13 protein-coding genes are annotated in these 18,221 nt (G+C 66.9%); 11 read left to right on the top strand and 2 right to left on the bottom strand.

Annotated features, from left to right (window positions below; translation table 11 throughout):
- Positions 1–29: 29 nt before the first annotated feature.
- From rpsI to glmM, 3 genes are all read left to right on the top strand, one after another.
- Positions 30–530 carry a 30S ribosomal protein S9 gene (gene rpsI / locus B3I25_RS11550; protein WP_098054376.1) on the top strand — a complete coding sequence of 167 codons (501 nt, stop codon included), beginning with the start codon at positions 30–32 and terminating at the stop codon, positions 528–530.
- Between the two features lie 184 nt (positions 531–714).
- Entirely contained in the window at positions 715–1,755 is a 1,041-nt protein-coding gene (ppk2, locus tag B3I25_RS11555; protein ID WP_286739181.1) for a polyphosphate kinase 2, read from the top strand.
- Between the two features lie 48 nt (positions 1,756–1,803).
- Positions 1,804–3,153, top strand: coding sequence for a phosphoglucosamine mutase (glmM, locus tag B3I25_RS11560; RefSeq protein ID WP_286739184.1), 1,350 nt, complete (start codon positions 1,804–1,806; stop codon positions 3,151–3,153).
- Between the two features lie 86 nt (positions 3,154–3,239).
- On the opposite strand, the gene mscL is transcribed toward glmM, so the two are convergent.
- A complete protein-coding gene (mscL, locus tag B3I25_RS11565) occupies positions 3,240–3,707 on the bottom strand; it encodes a large conductance mechanosensitive channel protein MscL (RefSeq protein ID WP_286739187.1) in 468 nt (155 codons plus the stop codon).
- Between the two features lie 36 nt (positions 3,708–3,743).
- Positions 3,744–4,700, bottom strand: coding sequence for a type I pantothenate kinase (gene coaA, locus B3I25_RS11570; protein ID WP_084117926.1), 957 nt, complete (start codon positions 4,698–4,700; stop codon positions 3,744–3,746).
- 75 nt (positions 4,701–4,775) lie between these two features.
- Here coaA and glmS point away from each other — a divergent pair, with 75 nt between their 5' ends.
- From glmS to B3I25_RS11610, 8 genes are all read left to right on the top strand, one after another.
- A complete protein-coding gene (gene glmS, locus B3I25_RS11575) occupies positions 4,776–6,659 on the top strand; it encodes a glutamine--fructose-6-phosphate transaminase (isomerizing) (RefSeq protein WP_286739190.1) in 1,884 nt (627 codons plus the stop codon).
- 144 nt (positions 6,660–6,803) lie between these two features.
- A complete protein-coding gene (locus B3I25_RS11580) occupies positions 6,804–7,175 on the top strand; it encodes a holo-ACP synthase (RefSeq protein ID WP_286739193.1) in 372 nt (123 codons plus the stop codon).
- Positions 7,168–8,853 (top strand): bifunctional ADP-dependent NAD(P)H-hydrate dehydratase/NAD(P)H-hydrate epimerase, encoded by a 1,686-nt coding sequence (locus B3I25_RS11585; protein WP_286739195.1) that lies wholly within the window; start codon positions 7,168–7,170, stop codon positions 8,851–8,853. The genes B3I25_RS11580 and B3I25_RS11585 overlap by 8 nt, the downstream gene beginning before the upstream one ends.
- Positions 8,854–8,936: 83 nt before the next feature.
- Entirely contained in the window at positions 8,937–11,129 is a 2,193-nt protein-coding gene (gene glgX, locus B3I25_RS11590) for a glycogen debranching protein GlgX (RefSeq protein WP_286739198.1), read from the top strand.
- A 166-nt stretch (positions 11,130–11,295) separates the two neighbouring features.
- Positions 11,296–13,659 carry a malto-oligosyltrehalose synthase gene (treY, locus tag B3I25_RS11595; RefSeq protein WP_286739201.1) on the top strand — a complete coding sequence of 788 codons (2,364 nt, stop codon included), beginning with the start codon at positions 11,296–11,298 and terminating at the stop codon, positions 13,657–13,659.
- A 3-nt stretch (positions 13,660–13,662) separates the two neighbouring features.
- A complete protein-coding gene (treZ, locus tag B3I25_RS11600) occupies positions 13,663–15,483 on the top strand; it encodes a malto-oligosyltrehalose trehalohydrolase (RefSeq protein WP_286739204.1) in 1,821 nt (606 codons plus the stop codon).
- 281 nt (positions 15,484–15,764) lie between these two features.
- Entirely contained in the window at positions 15,765–16,700 is a 936-nt protein-coding gene (locus B3I25_RS11605) for a bile acid:sodium symporter family protein (protein WP_286739206.1), read from the top strand.
- A gap of 173 nt (positions 16,701–16,873) precedes the next feature.
- Positions 16,874–18,202 carry an enolase C-terminal domain-like protein gene (locus tag B3I25_RS11610; protein WP_193518886.1) on the top strand — a complete coding sequence of 443 codons (1,329 nt, stop codon included), beginning with the start codon at positions 16,874–16,876 and terminating at the stop codon, positions 18,200–18,202.
- Positions 18,203–18,221 lie beyond the last annotated feature (19 nt).

Genomic DNA, 18,221 nt, shown 5'->3' on the forward strand with positions numbered 1-18,221 from the left:
GGGCCAACGAATAACACATAAGGAGAATCGTGGCTCAGAACACTGAAGAGCAGATCACCGAGGACGTGGAGCTGACCAGCTACACCTCCGAGTCCACCGAGCCCGTCGCCGGTGCCGCACTGTCCGACCGCCCCGCCCTGACCGTCTCCGGCCAGGCCGTGGGCCGCCGCAAGCAGGCCATCGCCCGCGTGCGCGTGGTCCCCGGTTCCGGGCAGTGGACCGTCAACGGTCGCAGCCTCGAGGAGTACTTCCCCAACAAGCTGCACCAGCAGGAGGTCAACGACCCCTTCCGCCTGCTCGAACTGCAGGGCGCGTACGACGTCATCGCCCGCATCAGCGGCGGCGGCCCCTCCGGCCAGGCCGGTGCGCTGCGCCTCGGCGTGGCCCGCGCGCTCAACGAGATCGACGCCGAGCACAACCGCCCCGCCCTCAAGAAGGCCGGCTTCCTGACCCGTGACGCCCGCGTCATCGAGCGCAAGAAGGCAGGCCTCAAGAAGGCCCGCAAGGCTCCGCAGTACTCCAAGCGCTAAAACGAAGCAGCCCAAGCCTCGGCCGGGCGTTTTCGTGCAGGGTCCCGTTCCTCGGTTTCGGCCGGGGAACGGGACCCTGTTTCGTTGCCCGGGCGTTGCCATGCGGCCACCTGCCGCGGTGACGGACGTAACATGAAGGTGTGGAGCGAGGTCGCTCCCGCCGTACCGTCGAGAGAGGGCCCGTATGAGCAAGCAGTCGGAGCAGAAGTCGGGGAACGCCGTCGTCGAGGAGCAGCAGGCCGAGACGGAACAGCGCACAGAGCAGCGGGTGGCGGTGGACGAGGCCCTCAAGAAGGAACAGCACCGGGTCTCCGTGGTGGAGGACTACGCGGCCGAACTCGACGAGATCGCGGAGCTCGGGAAGAAACTCAGCGACGCGAGCGGGGCGGAACCGTCCACCGCGTGGAAACTGGGCTACCCGTACGACGAGAAGCTGCCTCGCAAGGACTACGAGCGCACCAAGCGGGCCCTGCAGATCGAACTGCTCAAGCTGCAGTTGTGGATCAAGGAGACCGGCCAGAAGCTGCTCATCATCTTCGAGGGCCGGGACGCCGCGGGCAAGGGCGGGGCGATCAAGCGGTTCACGGAGCACCTGAACCCCCGTGGTGCGCGGGTCGTGGCGCTCGAGAAGCCCACGGACATCGAGCAGACGCAATGGTACTTCCAGCGCTACGTCAAGCACCTGCCGTCCGGTGGGGAGATCGTGCTGATGGACCGCTCGTGGTACAACCGGGCGGGTGTGGAACGGGTCATGGGCTACTGCACGTCCCAGCAGTACTACGAGTTCATGCGTCAGGCGCCGGAGTTCGAACGGATGCTCGTGAACTCGGACACGCACCTGATCAAGTTCTGGTTCTCCGTGACGCGCGCGGAGCAGCTCGCGCGGTTCCAGTCCCGCCGGACGGACCCGGTGCGGCAGTGGAAGCTCTCGCCCACGGACGTGGCATCCCTGGACAAGTGGGACGACTACACGGAGGCCAAGGAGGCCATGTTCTTCTACACGGACACGGGGGACGCCCCGTGGACCGTGATCAAGTCCAATGACAAGAAACGCGCGCGGCTCGAGGCCATGCGCTACGTCCTCACGCAGTTCGACTACCCCAACAAGGACCACTCCGTGGTGGGCACGCCGGACGCCAAAATCGTGGGTGGGGCGGCGGATCTCACGGAGGACAGCAACGAGAACCCGGACGGTTTCCCGGTGGTCCGGCCTGGGAAGGGCTGAGTCGAATGCGCAGGGTTTGCGCGGGCGTTGGTCGTAAGATGACTCTCGATGTCTAGAATCTTTGGAACGGACGGCGTTCGCGGTCTCGCGAACGGCCTCCTCACAGCAGAACTTGCCATGGAACTGTCCCAGGCGGCGGCGATCGTCCTGGGCCACGGCCACGCGGAGGCCGGGAAGCGACCCACCGCCGTCGTGGCACGGGACGGGCGCGCGAGCGGGGAGTTCCTCGGCGCGGCCGTGATCGCGGGTCTCGCGAGCTCCGGCGTGGACGTCTACGACGCCGGGATGCTGCCCACGCCGGCAGCCGCCTACCTGGTGGGGGACATCGACGCCGATTTCGGCGTGATGATCTCCGCGTCCCACAACCCCGCGCCGGACAACGGCATTAAGTTCCTGGCGCACGGGGGCAAGAAACTGCCGGACGCGATCGAGGACACTATCCAGGAGGTCTACGAGGCCAAGGATTTCCGCCGCCCCACGGGTGCCGAAGTGGGCCGCGTGACCCGCTTGTCGGACGCCGAGGACCGCTACATCCTGCACCTGGTCGGTGCCATCCCGCACCGTCTGGACGGGCTGTCGATCGTGCTCGACTGCGCGAACGGCGCGGCGTCCGGCGCCTCACCGGACGCGTTCCGCGGTGCCGGTGCCAAGGTGCACGTGATCGGTGCGGAACCGGACGGGCTGAACATCAACGACGGCGTGGGCTCCACCCACCTGGGTCCGCTCAAGCAGGCCGTGCGTGAGCTGGGCGCGGATCTGGGCATCGCACACGACGGCGACGCAGATCGCTGCCTGGCCGTGGACCACACCGGCACGGAGGTGGACGGCGACCAGATCATGTGCATCCTTGCCATGGCCATGAAGGACGCGGACAGGCTCAACCAGAACACGCTCGTGGCCACGGTCATGAGCAACCTGGGTCTGCAACTGGCCCTGGAAGAGGCCGGGATCCAGCTCGTGCGCGCCTCCGTGGGGGACCGCTACGTCCTGGAATCCATGGTGGCCAACGGCTACAACCTGGGTGGCGAACAGTCCGGGCACGTGATCATGGCGGATTACGCGACCACCGGTGACGGTCTGCTCACGGGTCTGATGCTCGCCTCACGGGTGGCTCAGACAGGCATGCCGTTGCAGGAGCTCGCCAAGTCCATGACGCGCATGCCCCAGGTGATGATCAACGTCAAGGGCGTGGACAAGGCGGCGGCCAAAACGAGCGAACCGGTGCTCGACGCCGTCGCCCGCACGGAGGAGCGGCTCGGCAGCGAGGGCCGGGTGCTATTGCGCCCCTCCGGCACCGAACCCGTGGTGCGGGTCATGGTGGAGGCGCCTTCGCAGGACATCGCCCAGCGCGAGGCGGAAGAGCTCGTGTCCGTGGTGGAACAGCACCTCAGCCTGTAGCGTCACCGTACGGACCAACGGCGAGGCCCCGCACCGGAAGTGGTGCGGGGCCTCGCCGTTTCCTGACGTCGAAGGGGTGGTGGGGGTCAGCGCATCGTTCCCCCGGTGGTACCGGGCTGCCCCGAGAGGCCGGTCTGTGTGCCGTCCGTGCGCAGCGCGTCGGCGTTGTGCCCGGTGAGCGCGTCGCGGATCTCGGTGAGCAGCACGGTGTTGGGGTCGGCCGGCTCCTCGGTGGGTTCGATGCCCAGCCGGCGGTTGCGGCGTTCGATCATCTTGTTCATGGGCAGCACGATGCAGAAGTACACAGCGGCGGCGATGAGCAGGAAGTTCACGATCGCGGTCAGCAGCACACCGAACTTGACCTGGTTGCCGTTGAACGTGACGGCGGCGAAATTGTCGAAGTTGGGCGAACCGACGAGTCCCGAGATGGCGGGCATGAGGACGTTCTCGACGAGAGCATTGACGATCTTGGAGAAGGCGGCGCCAATAATCACGGCAACGGCCAGATCCATCACGTTGCCCTTCATGATGAATTCTTTGAAACCACTGAGCATGGCGCTCATCGTACAGTGAAAACGGGCCGGAAAATATCAGTTCTTTCGCAGCAGCACCCTGCGGATCTTGTGATCGTGGTCTTTGGAGAGGATCAGCCGGGCGCGGCCGCGCGTGGGACGCACGTTCTGCTCCAAGTTAGGTTCGTTGATCCGCCGCCAGATGTCCGTGGCCACGTCCTGTGCCTGCTCGTCCGTAAGGTCCGCGTAGCGGTGGAAGTAGGACTCGGGGTCCGAGAACGCGGAGGAGCGCAGGGCCTGGAAGCGCTCCACGTACCAGCGTTCGATGTCCTGGGTGCGGGCGTCCACGTAGATGCTGAAGTCGAAGAAATCGCTCAGCGCGAGCGCGGTGCGTTTGCCGCTCTCCAGCTTCGCGGGCGCGAGCACGTTCAGGCCCTCCACGATCACGACGTCGGGGCGGGTCACTACCACTTCTTCGTCCGGGAGGATGTCGTAGGTGACGTGGGAGTACTTGGGGGCACGCACCTCGGGGGCGCCGGACTTGATCTCGGAGACGAAGCGCAGCAGCCCGCGCCGGTCGTAGGACTCGGGGAACCCCTTGCGGTCCATGAGTCCGCGCCGTCGTAGTTCGGCGTTGGGGTAGAGGAAACCGTCTGTGGTCACGAGCTGCACGTTCGGGGTGGACGGCCAGCGGGCCAGCATCTCGCGCAGCAAGCGGGCCGTGGTGGACTTACCCGCCGCCACGGACCCGGCGATCCCGATCACGAACGGGGTGCGCGCGTGATGCTCGCCCAGGAACGAGTTGGTGGCGGCATTGAGCTGCGTGGAGGACATGTCGTACAGCGTGAGCAACCGCGAAAGGGGCAGATAGACCTCGCGGACCTCGTCCACGTCCAACCGGTCACCGAGACCGCGCAGGTTCTCGATCTCCTGCGCGGTGAGCGGGACGTCGATCTCGTGCGAAAGCCTGGACCAGGTCTGACGATCCAACTCCACGAAAGGGGAGACGCGGTGGGTTATGGGCTGTGTGCTCATGCTCGGACCAGTGTAGGCCCGGGCCCCCTCCCGCAAGGCATTAGGGCGCGTAGCGTTTCCGGTACAGTATTTTTCATGTGTGGAATTGTGGGATATGTGGGCTCGAACCGTGCTGACGGGCGACAGCACGGTGCGCTCGAGGTGATCCTCGAGGGGCTTCGTCGACTGGAATACCGCGGGTACGACTCCGCGGGCGTCGCAGTGATCGCCGACGGTGCGGTGGAGTACCGCAAGAAGGCCGGGAAGCTGAGCAACCTGATCGGTGAGCTCGAAGCGCACCCCCTGCCGGAATCGAACATCGGGATCGGCCACACCCGCTGGGCCACCCACGGAGGCCCCTCCGACGTCAACGCGCACCCCCACGTGGTCGACGGCGGCAAGCTGGCCATGATCCACAACGGGATCATCGAGAACTTCAGCGAGATCAAGCGCGAACTCAGCGCCCAGGGCGAGAGTTTCACGTCCGAGACGGACACCGAGGTCGCCGCGGTGCTGCTGGCCCGCACGTACAACGCGCAGGGCGCGAACGAGAAGGACCTCACCGTGGCCATGCAGGACACGTGCCGCCGCCTCGAGGGCGCGTTCACGCTGCTGGCCGTTCACGCGGACCACCCGGACCGCGTGGTCGCTGCGCGCCGCAACTCGCCGCTCGTGATCGGGCTGGGCGACGGCGAGAACTTCCTGGGCTCGGACGTCTCCGGTTTCATCGACTACACCAAGCGGGCCGTGGAGATGGGCCAGGACCAGATCGTGACCATCACCGCGGACGACTACACGATCGTGGACTTCCACGGCAACGCCGCCGAGGGCAAGCCCTTCGACATCGAGTGGGACGCCGCCGCCGCGGAGAAGGACGGCTACCCGTCCTTCATGGAGAAGGAGATCCACGACCAGCCCGCCGCCGTGGGCGACACCCTGCTGGGCCGCCTGGACGAGAACGGCCGGCTCACGCTGGACGAGATCAAGATCGACGAGACCGTGCTGCGTTCGATCGACAAGATCGTGGTGATCGCATGCGGTACCGCAGCATACGCCGGGCAGGTCGCGCGCTACGCGATCGAGCACTGGTGCCGGATCCCCACCGAGGTGGAGCTCGCGCACGAGTTCCGCTACCGCGATCCGATCGTGAACGAGAAGACCCTGGTGGTCGCGGTCTCCCAGTCCGGCGAGACCATGGACACCCTCATGGCCGTGCGTCACGCGCAGGAACAGGGCGCCAAGGTCGTGGCGATCTGCAATACGAACGGTTCCACAATCCCGCGCGAGGCGGACGCCGTGCTCTACACGCACGCGGGTCCCGAGATCGCCGTGGCCTCCACCAAGGCGTTCCTCGCCCAGATCACCGCGGCGTACCTGCTGGGCCTGTACCTGGCCCAGTTGCGCGGCAACAAGTTCAAGGACGAGATCTCCACCATGCTGGCCGAGCTTGAGGCCATGCCCGCCAAGATCCAGCGCGTGCTGGACGAGGTGGAGCCGCAGGTCAAGGAACTCGCGACCGGGATGAAGGACGCCGGGTCCGTGCTGTTCCTGGGTCGTCACGTGGGCTTCCCCGTGGCCATGGAGGGCGCCCTGAAGCTCAAGGAGATCGCGTACATCCACGCGGAGGGCTTCGCCGCCGGTGAGCTAAAGCACGGGCCGATCGCGCTGATCGACCAGGGCCAGCCCGTGTTCGTGATCGTCCCCTCGCCCAATGGCCGGGACTCGCTGCACGCCAAGGTGGTCTCCAACATCCAGGAGATCCGCGCTCGCGGTGCCGAGACCATCGTGATCGCTGAGGAGGGCGACGACGCTGTGCGCGAGTTCGCCAACCACGTCTTCTACGTCCCCGAGGCGCCTACGCTGCTGCAGCCGTTGCTGGCCACGGTGCCGCTGCAGATCTTTGCGTGCGAACTCGCCGGGGCCAAGGGCTACGACGTGGACCAGCCGCGCAACCTGGCCAAGTCCGTGACCGTGGAGTAATCATCCGGTTCGTCCGTCCGACGGCGGGTGACGCTTCCCACCGGAGCGTCACCCGCCGTCGTCGTACCGGGGCATGCCGCGACGCCCATGGGGGCCGTGCCGCGGCGCCCGTGAGGGGTCGGGCGGCGCCGGTAGGCTGGCGACATGATTGTGGGCACCGGCATGGACATCGTGGACATCGCGCGTTTCGAACGACAGCTGGAGCGCACGCCGCGATTGCGGGAACGCCTGTTCGTCCCGCACGAACGGGAACTGCACCCGCGCTCGCTGGCCGCGCGCTTCGCGGTCAAGGAGGCCGCGGCCAAGGCGCTGCTGGCCCCGCCGGGGATGATCTGGCAGGACTGCTGGATCAGCAACGACGCCCACGGCGCTCCCCGTCTGCACACCGCGGGCACCGTGGCCGAGCAGGCGCGGCGCAGGGGCGTGGAAACATGGCACGTAACGATCTCCCACGACGGCGGCATGGCCGTGGCGTTCGTCGTGGCCGAGGGACAGGGAGGACACCGCGATGATTGAGGCGTACTCGGGCGAGAGCATCCGGGCCGCGGAACAGCCGCTGCTGGACGAGGGCTACGGGGACGTGCTGATGCGTCGTGCGGCCCTGGGACTGGCCCGCGGCTGCGAAGCGCAGTTGCGCTTGGCCAACCGGAGAGGGTTGTTGGGTGGCACCACGGCGGTGCTGCTCGTGGGCTCGGGCAACAACGGTGGGGACGGACTGTGGGCGGGCGCGTTCCTGCGCCGCAGCGGCGTGAAGGTCGTGGCCATCCTGACCGGCACGCGCGTGCACGAACAGGGCCTGCGGGCGCTGCTCGCTCGCGGCGGCACCGCGCTGCGGCTCACCGACCAGGACGGCGAGGAGCGCGAACTCTCGGACGCCGTGGCCGCCGCGCACCCGGTGGAGGTGTCCCGCGCGGTCTCCCTCATGGCCGACGCCCATCTGATCGTGGACGCCGTGCTCGGCACCGGTGCGCAGGGCGGGCTGCGGGGTACGGCCGCCGAGCTCGTGCGGGCGTTCACCGAACGGCAGCGGGATCCCGCCGCCGCGCGTGAACGGCGCTTCCCACGGATCGTGGCGTGCGACCTCGTCTCCGGCGTCAGCGCGGACACCGGCGAGGTTCCCGAGCCGGTCCTGCATGCCCACGCGACCATCACGTTCGGCGGGGCCAAGACGGGCCACGTGGTGTCCCCGGGGGAGCAGGCCACGGGGGCGCTCACGGTGGTGCCCATTGGGATCGAGGACCGGCTGAGCGACCCCGCCGTGCACCGGCTCGAACCGCGTGACGTGCTCGCCGCGTGGCCGCGTCCCGGCGCGACCGACACTAAGTACACCCGAGGTGTGCTGGGCGTCGTGGCCGGCGCGTCGAGCTATCCGGGCGCGGCGATCATGTGCACCCAGGCGGCGGTCAACGCTGGCGCGGGGATGGTCCGCTTCCTGGGGGATTCGACCACGCGCGGCATGGTGCTCGCGCGCAGTCCGGAGGTCGTGTGCTCGGACGACCAGCCGTGGGACGTCCACGTCCAGGCGTGGCTCGCGGGCCCCGGCGTGGTGGGGGACGAGTCCCAGGCCGCGCGCGTGCAGGCAATCATCGAGGCCCAGGAGCCGGCTGTGCTGGACGCAGGTGCGCTCGACGCCGCCGCGCGATCCGTGGTCGACGCCGCTCTGGGCCCCCATAAGATCCTCACGCCCCACGCGGGGGAGCTGTCCCAGGTCTTCGAGTGGCTCCACGGTTTCGGGGTGTGCGATTCCACGGTGGAGCGCTCCGAGATCGAGGCCAACCCCGTGCACTGGGCCGGTGAAGCCGCGCGCCTCACGGGCGCCACGGTGTTGCTCAAGGGCGCGTCGACCGTGATCGCGTCCCCCGTGGGACGGAACGGGGACGCATGCGAGGACGGGAACGCTTCCGGGTGCGACGAATGCCTGTGCCTGAGCATCGGCCACGCGAGCCCCTGGCTGGCCACGGCGGGTTCGGGGGACACCCTCGCCGGAATCCTGGGCACGGTCGTGGCCCACGTGGCCGAGCACCCGGACGCGCTCGCGGTCCTGGGCGACTGGGCCCGCGGGGACGGTCGCTGGGCGGCCGCCGCGGCCCTCGGGGCCGGTCTGCACGCGGTGGCCTCACGGGCAAATGGGGAGGGCCCCGTCCCGCCGTCGGTGCTCGCGGAGAACGTGCGCGCGGTGCTGACCCGTCCGTGAGCCGCGACCCGAACGACTATTGTTAGTGACTGGCTGTGAGCGGGGATCCGCTCACAGCCCCACGACACGCTGAGGAGAAGTACATGGAAGTTTGGCCAGGACAACCGTACCCGTTGGGCGCCACGTTCGACGGCACGGGGACCAATTTCGCGCTCTTCTCCGAGGTCGCGGACCGCGTGGAACTGTGCCTGTTCGAGGAGGACGGCACGGAGACGCGCGTGGAGGTCACCGCCGTGGACAGCTACGTGTGGCACTGCTACCTCCCCCAGGTGCAGCCCGGTCAGCGCTACGGGTACCGGGTGCACGGGCCGTGGGATCCGTCCCAGGGGTTGCGGTGCAACCCGGACAAGTTACTCCTGGACCCCTACGCCAAGGCCGTGGAGGGCGGGATCGACTGGGACGAGTCCCTGTTCTCCTACAACTTCGGCGACGAGGACTCCGAGAACCACCAGGACTCCGCGGAACACATGATGAAGGGCGTGGTGATCAACCCGTTCTTCGACTGGGAGGGTGACCGCACCCCGCGCACCCCGTACCACAAGTCCGTGATCTACGAGGCCCACGTCAAGGGCCTCACCATGCAGCACCCGGAGGTCCCGGAGGAACAGCGCGGCACGTACGCCGGTGTGTCCCACCCCGCGGTCATCGAACACCTGCAGAAGCTGGGTGTCACCGCGATCGAACTGATGCCCGTGCACCAGTTCGTCCAGGACTCCACGCTGCTCGAGAAGGGGCTGCGCAACTACTGGGGGTACAACACCATCGCGTTCTTCGCGCCCCACAACGAGTACAGCGCGGCCTCCCACCTGGGCAGCCAGGTCCAGGAGTTCAAGGCCATGGTGCGCGCACTGCACCAAGCGGACATCGAGGTCATCCTGGACGTGGTGTACAACCACACGGCCGAGGGCAACCACATGGGCCCCACACTGTCCATGAAGGGCATCGACAACACCGCGTACTACCGCACCGTGGACGACGACCAGAAGTTCTACATGGACTACACGGGTACCGGTAACTCCCTGAACGTGCGTCACCCCCACTCGCTGCAGCTGATCATGGACTCGCTGCGCTACTGGGTCACCGAGATGCACGTGGACGGTTTCCGTTTCGACCTCGCCGCCACGCTGGCCCGTGAGTTCTACGACGTGGACAAGCTCTCCACGTTCTTCGAACTCGTCCAGCAGGACCCTATCGTCTCGCAGGTCAAGCTGATCGCCGAGCCCTGGGACATCGGTCCCGGTGGCTACCAGGTGGGCAACTTCCCGCCGCAGTGGACCGAGTGGAACGGCAAGTACCGGGACACCGTGCGTGATTTCTGGCGCGGGGAGCCCTCGACCCTGGGGGAGTTCGCGTCCCGTGTCACCGGTTCCGCGGACCTCTACGAGAACAGCGGCCGGCGCCCCTTCGCCTCGGTGAACTTCGTGACCGCCCACGACGGCTTCACACTGCGGGACCTCGTGTCCTACAACGAGAAGCACAACCAGGAGAACGGCGAGGACAACAACGACGGCGAGTCCCACAACCGCTCGTGGAACTGCGGTGAGGAGGGGCCCACGGACGATCCCGAGGTGCTCGCGATGCGTGCGCGTCAGCAGCGCAACTTCATCGCCACGCTCATGCTGTCCCAGGGCACGCCCATGCTGTTGCACGGTGACGAGGCGGGGCGCACCCAGAAGGGCAACAACAACACGTACTGCCAGGACAACGAGCTCACGTGGATCAACTGGGAGAAGGTGGACACCCCGCTCGTGGAGTTCACCTCGGTGATCACCCACCTGCGCCACGAACACCCCACGTTCCGCCGCTCGCAGTTCTTCGACGGGCGTCCCGTGGACATGGGCGAGCGTGCCGAGGGCGATCCCATGCCGGACATTGCGTGGCTCAACACGGACGGCACGCCCATGGTGCCCGCCGACTGGGACGAGCCCCTGGCTCGTGCCGTGGGCATGTGGCTCAACGGTCAGGGCATCACGGGAGTGGATATGCGCGGTCGCCGGATCACGGACGTGAACTTCATCGTGTACTTCAACTCCAACCCCGAGCCCGTGGACGTCACACTGCCCCCGGCCAGCTACGGCATGAAGTGGGAGGAGGTCGTGGACACCGCCGGCGAGCACGCGGACGGTGCCGTGCGCGGGCACTCCTCCACGTTGCGGATGGCAGGCAAGTCCACGGTGCTGTTGCGCGCGTGGGAGGCCCCCGAGGAAGAGCCGGACGCCTCCGTGGCCGCGTCCGTCGCGGCAGCGGTGTACGCGGCGTCGTCCGACGACGCCTGAGCGCCCCGCGGTGCGTGACCGGGCAGATCGCCCGCAGCCCGCGCCGCGCTGAACACGACTGCGGACGCGTCACCCCACACGGGTGGCGCGTCCGCCGTTTACGTCACGGTGCTCGTTGAGCGCGGGGTGACTGGCCCGAGCGCGCGCATTCGGCAAGACTGTAAGGGTGCTGACACCCACTTCAACGTACCGGTTGCAAATCACGACCCAGCAGGACCTGCATCGCGCGGCGGAACTGGTCCCCTACATCAAGCGTCTGGGGGCGGGGTGGGTGTACCTCTCGCCCATCCTGCGGGCCACGAGCGGCTCGGACCACGGGTACGACGTCGTGGATCCCACCGAGGTGGATCCCGAACGCGGGGGATCGGAGGGGCTGAAGGCACTGTCCGATGCCGCGCACGAGGCCGGACTGGGCGTCGTCGTGGACATCGTGCCCAATCACCAGGGCGTGGCCGCCCCGCAGGAGAACCCGTGGTGGTGGTCGCTGCTCGAGAAGGGGCAGGACAGCCCCTACGCGGACGCGTTCGACGTGGACTGGCAGGCCGGCGGCGGCAAGATCTTGATCCCGGTGCTCGGCGACGGTGACGAGGACCTCTCCGCGCTCACCGTCCAGGACGGGACGCTGCGCTACTACGACAACGTCTACCCCCTGGCCGAGGGCACGTACCGCGAGGGCGACGATCCCGCCGAGGTGCACGGGCGGCAGCACTACGAACTGATCAACTGGCGCCGCGGTGACTCCGAGCTGAACTACCGCCGGTTCTTCACCGTGGCCACGCTCGCCGGGGTGCGGGTCGAGGACGCCCGTGTCTTCGAGGAGTCCCACGCGGAGGTCGCGCGCTGGTTCCGCGAGGGACTCGTGGACGGGCTGCGCATCGACCACCCGGACGGGGTGCGGGACCCGCAGGACTACCTCGGGAAGCTGGCCGTGCTCACGGACGGCGCGTGGACCGTCGTCGAGAAGATCTTGGAACCGGGGGAGTCCCTGCCCGAACAGTGGCGCACGGCCGGGACCACGGGCTACGACTCGCTGGGCTGGATCGACCGGGTGCTCACGGACGCGCGCGGGCACTACGAGCTCGCCTCATTGGACACCAAGCTGCGCGGTGGTCAGCCCGTGCGCTGGGACCCGCTGATCCACGAGACCAAGCGCCGGATGGCGGACGCTGGCCTGGCCGCGGAGGTGCACCGCCTGGTGCGCGAACTGCCGGCCGACTTCCCGCACGGGGCCGCGGCGTCGTACGACGGTCTCGCCGAGATCCTCGCCAACTTCCCGGTGTACCGCACGTACCTGCCCGAGGGTGCGCAGTACCTGCGCGACGCGGTCGCCGCCGCGAGGCGGTGGCGCCCCGAGCTCGCGGACGTGCTCGACGACCTCGCGCGTGAACTCGGCGGGGACGTGAACGGCACCCTGAGCGGAGTGGCGCAGCGTTTCCAGCAGACCTCGGGCATGGTCATGGCCAAGGGCGTGGAAGACACCGCGTTCTACCGATACCCCAAGCTCTCCTCCCTCACCGAGGTGGGCGGTGATCCCTCGGTCTTCTCGCTCACGCCCGAGCAGTTCCACGCGGAGGCGGCGCGGCGGCAGCGTGAATCGCCCGCGACCATGAACGCGCTGACCACCCACGACACCAAGCGCTCGGCATCGGTGCGTGCGCGGATCACGGTGCTCTCGGAGCAGCCCAGGGCCTGGTCCGAGACCGTGGCCACGCTCGTCAACCGCGCCAAGGACGCGCAGATCGAGCTGGCGGACGGACCCGCCGTGAACCTCGTCCTGCAGGCCGTGGTGGGTGCGTGGCCGCTCGAGCGCGATCGTGCCGTGGACTACGCGATGAAGGCCGTGCGCGAGGCGTCCGTGTCCACCGCGTGGGTGGACGGGGACGAGGACTTCGAGGCGGAGCTGACCCGGTTCATCGACTTCCTCTTCAGCAACCCGCGCGCCCGCGGCATCGTGGAGGGGTGCGTGGAGCGCGTGAGCGCACCGGGGTTCAGCAACGCCCTGGCGGCCACCGCGCTGCAGCTGACCCTGCCGGGCGTCCCGGACGTCTACCAGGGGCAGGAGTTGTGGGAACCGTCGCTCGTGGACCCCGACAACCGTCGGCCCGTGGACTTCGCGGCGCGCGAGCAGATGTTGGCACGGCTCGACGCCGCTCGGCCGGGTTCCGCGGACGCCACCCCGCCCGTGGACGGCACGGGGGCGGCGCGCATGCTGTTGACCTCGCGCGCCCTGCGGCTGCGCGGCGAGCACCCCGAGCTGTTCACGGAGTACATACCGCTGGAGTTCCGGGGCGCGCTCGCCGAGCACGCACTGGGCTTCGACCGCGGCGGCGTGGCCACCGTGGTCACCCGCTTCCCCGCGACCCTCGCCCCCGAGGGCGGCTTCACGGACGAGACCGTGGTCCTCGCGCCGGGGACGTGGCAGGACGTCCTCACGCACCGCGAGTACACCACGGACCAGGACGGCGCCGTGCGCCTGGCCGACCTCCTCTTCACCTACCCCGTGGCGATCCTGCGCCGGAAGGACGGCTGAGACATGACCCAGGACCATCGTTTCGATGTGTGGGCACCCCACGCCCGCAAGGTCACCGTCCGCATCGACGGTGTGGACCACCCCATGCAGGGCCTGGCCGATCGCCCCGGCTGGTGGACGCTGCCCGACGACGCCGACGTCCCCCGGGGCACCGTGCGCTACGGCTACCTGCTGACCAAGGTCTTCGACGAGGGCACGGACAAAGAACGCACTTCGGTGTCCGAGGTGCTTCCAGACCCGCGCTCACGCCGCCAGCCGCAAGGTGTGCACGATTTGTCCTGCACGTTCGACCCGGACGCCTTCGAATGGCACGACGCCGCGTGGCGGCCGCGTCCGCTGCGGGACTCGGTGCTCTATGAACTGCACCCCGGGACGTTCACCCCGGAGGGCACGCTCGACGCGGCGATCAGCAAGTTGGACCACCTCGTGGACCTTGGCGTGGACGCCGTGGAACTGTTGCCCGTCAACGGGTTCAACGGGGACCACAACTGGGGCTACGACGGCGTCGCCTGGTACACCGTGGATGAGTCCTACGGTGGGCCCGAGGCCTATCAGCGGTTCGTGGACGCGTGCCACACCAAGGGCATCGCCGTGATCCAGGACGTGGTCTACAACCACCTGGGACCCAGCGGGAACTACCTGCCGCTCTTCGCGGAGTACTTCAAGCCCGGGGCCTCCAGCTGGGGGGACCTGATCAACCTGGACGGGTGGGGTTCGGACGGGGTGCGCGAGTACATCCTGGACAACATCACCATGTGGCTGCGCGACTACCACGTGGACGGGTTCCGCCTAGATGCCGTGCATGCGCTCGCCGATTCCCGCGCCACGCACATCCTGGAGCAGATCGCCCAGCGCATCGCGGCGGAGTCCGAGCGCACGGGCAAGGAGCTCGTGGCCATCGCGGAATCCGACCTCAACGATCCCCGCATGATCGCGGGTACGGAGGGGCACGGTCTGGGCATGGACGCGCAGTGGCTCGACGACGTCCACCACGCCGCGCACGTGGCGTTCACCGGGGAGACCCACGGGTACTACGGGGACTTCGCATCCCTGCACGCCCTGGAGAAGACCATGCACACGGCGTACTTCCACAACGGGACGTACTCCACGTTCCGTGGCCGCTCGCACGGCCGCGAGATCGATCCTGCCGAGCAGCGGCCGTGGCAGTTCGTGACGTTCCTGCAGAACCACGACCAGGTGGGCAACCGCGCGGCCGGGGACCGGATGAACCACGGCATGAGTGTGGACCGGGCGATCGCGGCCGCCACGTGGCTGCTCACCCAGCCCTACACGCCCATGCTGTTCATGGGCGAGGAGTTCGGGGCCAGCACGCCGTGGCAGTTCTTCACGGCCCACCCCGAACCCGAACTGGGGGAGGCCGTGGCCACGGGCCGCAAGGCGGAATTCGCCGCGATGGCCTGGGATCACGCGACCGTCCCGGATCCCCAGGACCCGCAGACGTTCGAACGTTCCAAGCTCGACTGGGGCGAGGTGCACGAGGGTGAGCACCAGCGCATCCTGGACGCCTACCGAGAGCTGATCGCGCTGCGCCACGACACCCCGGAGCTCACCGATCAGAACTGGGCCACCGTGGCCACCCAGGCGAGCGACTCCGAGCAGTGGTTCGTGCTCAAGCGGATGAGCGAGCCGGAGTCCGAACACGGCGTGGTCGTGGTGATCAATCTGTCCGACCAGGAGCGCGACCTGCCCCTCATGGGAGGCGACGCGCCCCAGGTGCTGTTTGCGAGCGGCGTCGAACCGGGACTGGAAACCCCCGGTAAGGCAACCCTGGCGCCGAATACTGCTGCGGTGCTGCGCGTCTGAGCAGGGCTGAAGCCGCGGCGACCGGGATCGACGGATTCTTGGTTGCCGCGGCTTTTCTGTTTCTGGATTCAACGAAACAAACGCACACCTGATCGTTCACGGATTCGGTTAGCTCGGGGTCGGTGATCGTGAGGTCATCCGTTGTTCCGTCGGCGGTGCGCAATGAGCTGGTATCCGCGCACCGCGTGTGTATGATTAGGCTCACGTCATAATCATCCGATGTCTGCTCCTGAACCTCAGGAGCTCCCGTGGCCCGTCTCTCTCGATCCAGCATCTCAGTGTTGGCTTTCCCCATCATCATTATTTTTGCGGGCCTGCTCGGCTTGGTATTCCACGAGCAGGCTTCGGCGCTCGGCCCCGTGATCACGCCGTTGCTCGGAGTGGTCATGTTCTTCATGGGCATGACCATTGCCTTACCCGATCTGAAGATTCTTGCCACCAAGCCCCACACGGTGATCCTGGGTGCGATTGCCCAGTACTTCATCATGCCCCTGGCCGGATTGGGCGTGGGTGTAGCTCTGCAGCTCGACCCGATTCTGATTGTGGGGATGGTTGTTCTGGGGTCGGCACCGGGCGGGGCTTCATCGAACATCGTGGCCTATCTGGCGAATGGCAACGTTGCATTGTCCGTGTGCACCACGGCCGTTTCGACCCTGATCGCACCCCTCATGACACCGCTGCTGATTCTGTGGCTGGCCGGTAGCTACGTGGACGTCTCCTTTGTCGCTATGCTCAAGCAGATCCTCACCATTGTCCTGATCCCCGTGCTATTGGGCGTGCTCGTTCGCATCGTCGCAAAACGTCTGGTCTCTCACCTCAGCTCCGTGATCCCATGGCTCTCCATTGCCGCTCTGGCTGTGGTGATCGCGGGCATTATGGCCGCGAACGCCCAGGTTCTTGCGTCCGCACTGGGGATGGTCTTCGTGGCGGTGGTGCTGCACAACGCTTTCGGATTTGCCCTGGGTTGGGCGGCGGCGAGGTTGGCCCGGCTGGGCTACCGCGAACGCCGGGCAATCAGCGTCGAAGTGGGTATGCAGAACGCTGGACTGGCTGCGGCGCTGTGTCATCAGAATTTTGAACCCATGAGCGCACTGCCCTCAGCGGTGGCCACCATCTGGCACAACGTGGCTGGTGCGCTTCTGGCTACAGGTTTCGGCGTCGCAGACTCCCATAGCCATCGGACCAATCCGGGAAAAGAGCTGCAAAAAATTGCGTAATGGGCTCTTGACGGACTAAACATCAGATGTTTACTCTGTGGGAGACGTTAATCACGTGACTCCAGTCATAAGCGGTGGGTGACTCACAACAGACACCATTGAGCAGACATCGGATGAACCCGCCGCCTGGACTCGAGAGCACACTTCAGCGATCCGCCTGCGAAAGGCCAAGCATGAGCACCATTGTCGAAAGCCGAGTGCGAGACATTCGGTTCCCCACCTCCAAAGAGTTGGACGGATCGGACGCCATGAACCCCGATCCCGATTACTCAGCGGCGTACCTCGAACTACGCACCGACCACACCGACGGATTGGAAGGCCACGGTTTCGTTTTCACCATCGGACGTGGCAACGACGTCCAAGCAGCGGCCATTGAGGTGGTCGCCCAACGGTTCATCGGACGGGAGGTCGAACCCCTCCTGGATGACCTGGGAAGTGTGTGGCGAGAGCTCAATAACGATTCACAGTTGCGCTGGCTCGGCCCCGAAAAGGGTGTGATGCACATGGCCATCGGCGCTGTCATCAATGCTCTGTGGGATCTCAAGGCCAAGAAGGCCAATAAGCCCTTGTGGCTGCTGTTGGCGGAGATGTCGCCCGAGGAACTGTTCGGGCTCATCGATCTGCGATACCTCACCGATGCCATGTCGGAGCAGGAGGCTCTGAATATCCTGCGGCGCGGAGCGGAAGGAAAGCGGGCACGCATCGACCGATTGCGAGCGGAGGGTTACGCCGCCTACACCACCTCTCCGGGATGGCTGGGTTACTCCGATGAAAAGCTCGAGCGGTTAGCGCGTGAAGCCATGGCGGACGGCTTCCCACAGATCAAACTCAAAGTGGGGGCCAATCTTCAGGACGATATCCGTCGAGTCCGCAAGGCTCGCGAGGTGTGTGGTCCGGATTTCCCGATCGCCATTGACGCGAATCAGCGATGGGATGTCTCAGATGCCATCGAATGGGTTCGTGAGTTGGCTCCCTACGACCTGGCCTGGGTTGAAGAGCCCACCAGCCCGGACGATGTCCTCGGGCATGCGGCAATTGCCGAGGCGATCGCTCCAATTCCCGTGGCAACAGGTGAGCACGTGCAGAACCGCGTGGTGTTCAAACAGATGCTTCAGGCAAAGAGTCTTCAAGTTCTGCAGATGGACGCTTGCCGCGTGGCAGGTGTGAACGAGAACATCACCATCCTGCTACTCGCCGCGCACTTCGGAGTCCGGGTATGCCCCCATGCTGGGGGAGTGGGCCTGTGCGAACTGGTCCAGCACTTGTCCTTCTTCGATTCGATCGCGGTGTCCAAGCAGCTGGACAACTCGCGGATGATCGAGTTCGTGGATCACCTGCACGAGCATTTCTTGACTCCCGTTGACGTGCACGACGGACGCTACTGGCCGCCCGAAGCACCGGGATCCACAGCGGAAATGTCCCAGCCATCCTTGGCCCGGTACGAGTTCCCGAACGGTGCCGAGTGGGCGACCACCGATACGCCCGTGGGCGTCAGCGTCTAGCAACGCCCGTCTCAGTTCT

The organism is Kocuria sp. UBA1838 (assembly GCF_002338785.1).
Classification (GTDB): domain Bacteria; phylum Actinomycetota; class Actinomycetes; order Actinomycetales; family Micrococcaceae; genus Kocuria; species Kocuria marina.

Coding starts and splice junctions, on each gene's coding strand:
- B3I25_RS11580 (WP_286739193.1), top strand. CDS start 6,804: ATGATTGTGGGCACCGGCATGGACATCGTGGACATCGCGCGTTTCGAA.
- B3I25_RS11610 (WP_193518886.1), top strand. CDS start 16,874: ATGAGCACCATTGTCGAAAGCCGAGTGCGAGACATTCGGTTCCCCACC.
- glmS (WP_286739190.1), top strand. CDS start 4,776: ATGTGTGGAATTGTGGGATATGTGGGCTCGAACCGTGCTGACGGGCGA.
- mscL (WP_286739187.1), bottom strand. CDS start 3,707: ATGCTCAGTGGTTTCAAAGAATTCATCATGAAGGGCAACGTGATGGAT.
- glmM (WP_286739184.1), top strand. CDS start 1,804: ATGTCTAGAATCTTTGGAACGGACGGCGTTCGCGGTCTCGCGAACGGC.
- treZ (WP_286739204.1), top strand. CDS start 13,663: ATGACCCAGGACCATCGTTTCGATGTGTGGGCACCCCACGCCCGCAAG.
- coaA (WP_084117926.1), bottom strand. CDS start 4,700: ATGAGCACACAGCCCATAACCCACCGCGTCTCCCCTTTCGTGGAGTTG.
- ppk2 (WP_286739181.1), top strand. CDS start 715: ATGAGCAAGCAGTCGGAGCAGAAGTCGGGGAACGCCGTCGTCGAGGAG.
- glgX (WP_286739198.1), top strand. CDS start 8,937: ATGGAAGTTTGGCCAGGACAACCGTACCCGTTGGGCGCCACGTTCGAC.
- B3I25_RS11585 (WP_286739195.1), top strand. CDS start 7,168: ATGATTGAGGCGTACTCGGGCGAGAGCATCCGGGCCGCGGAACAGCCG.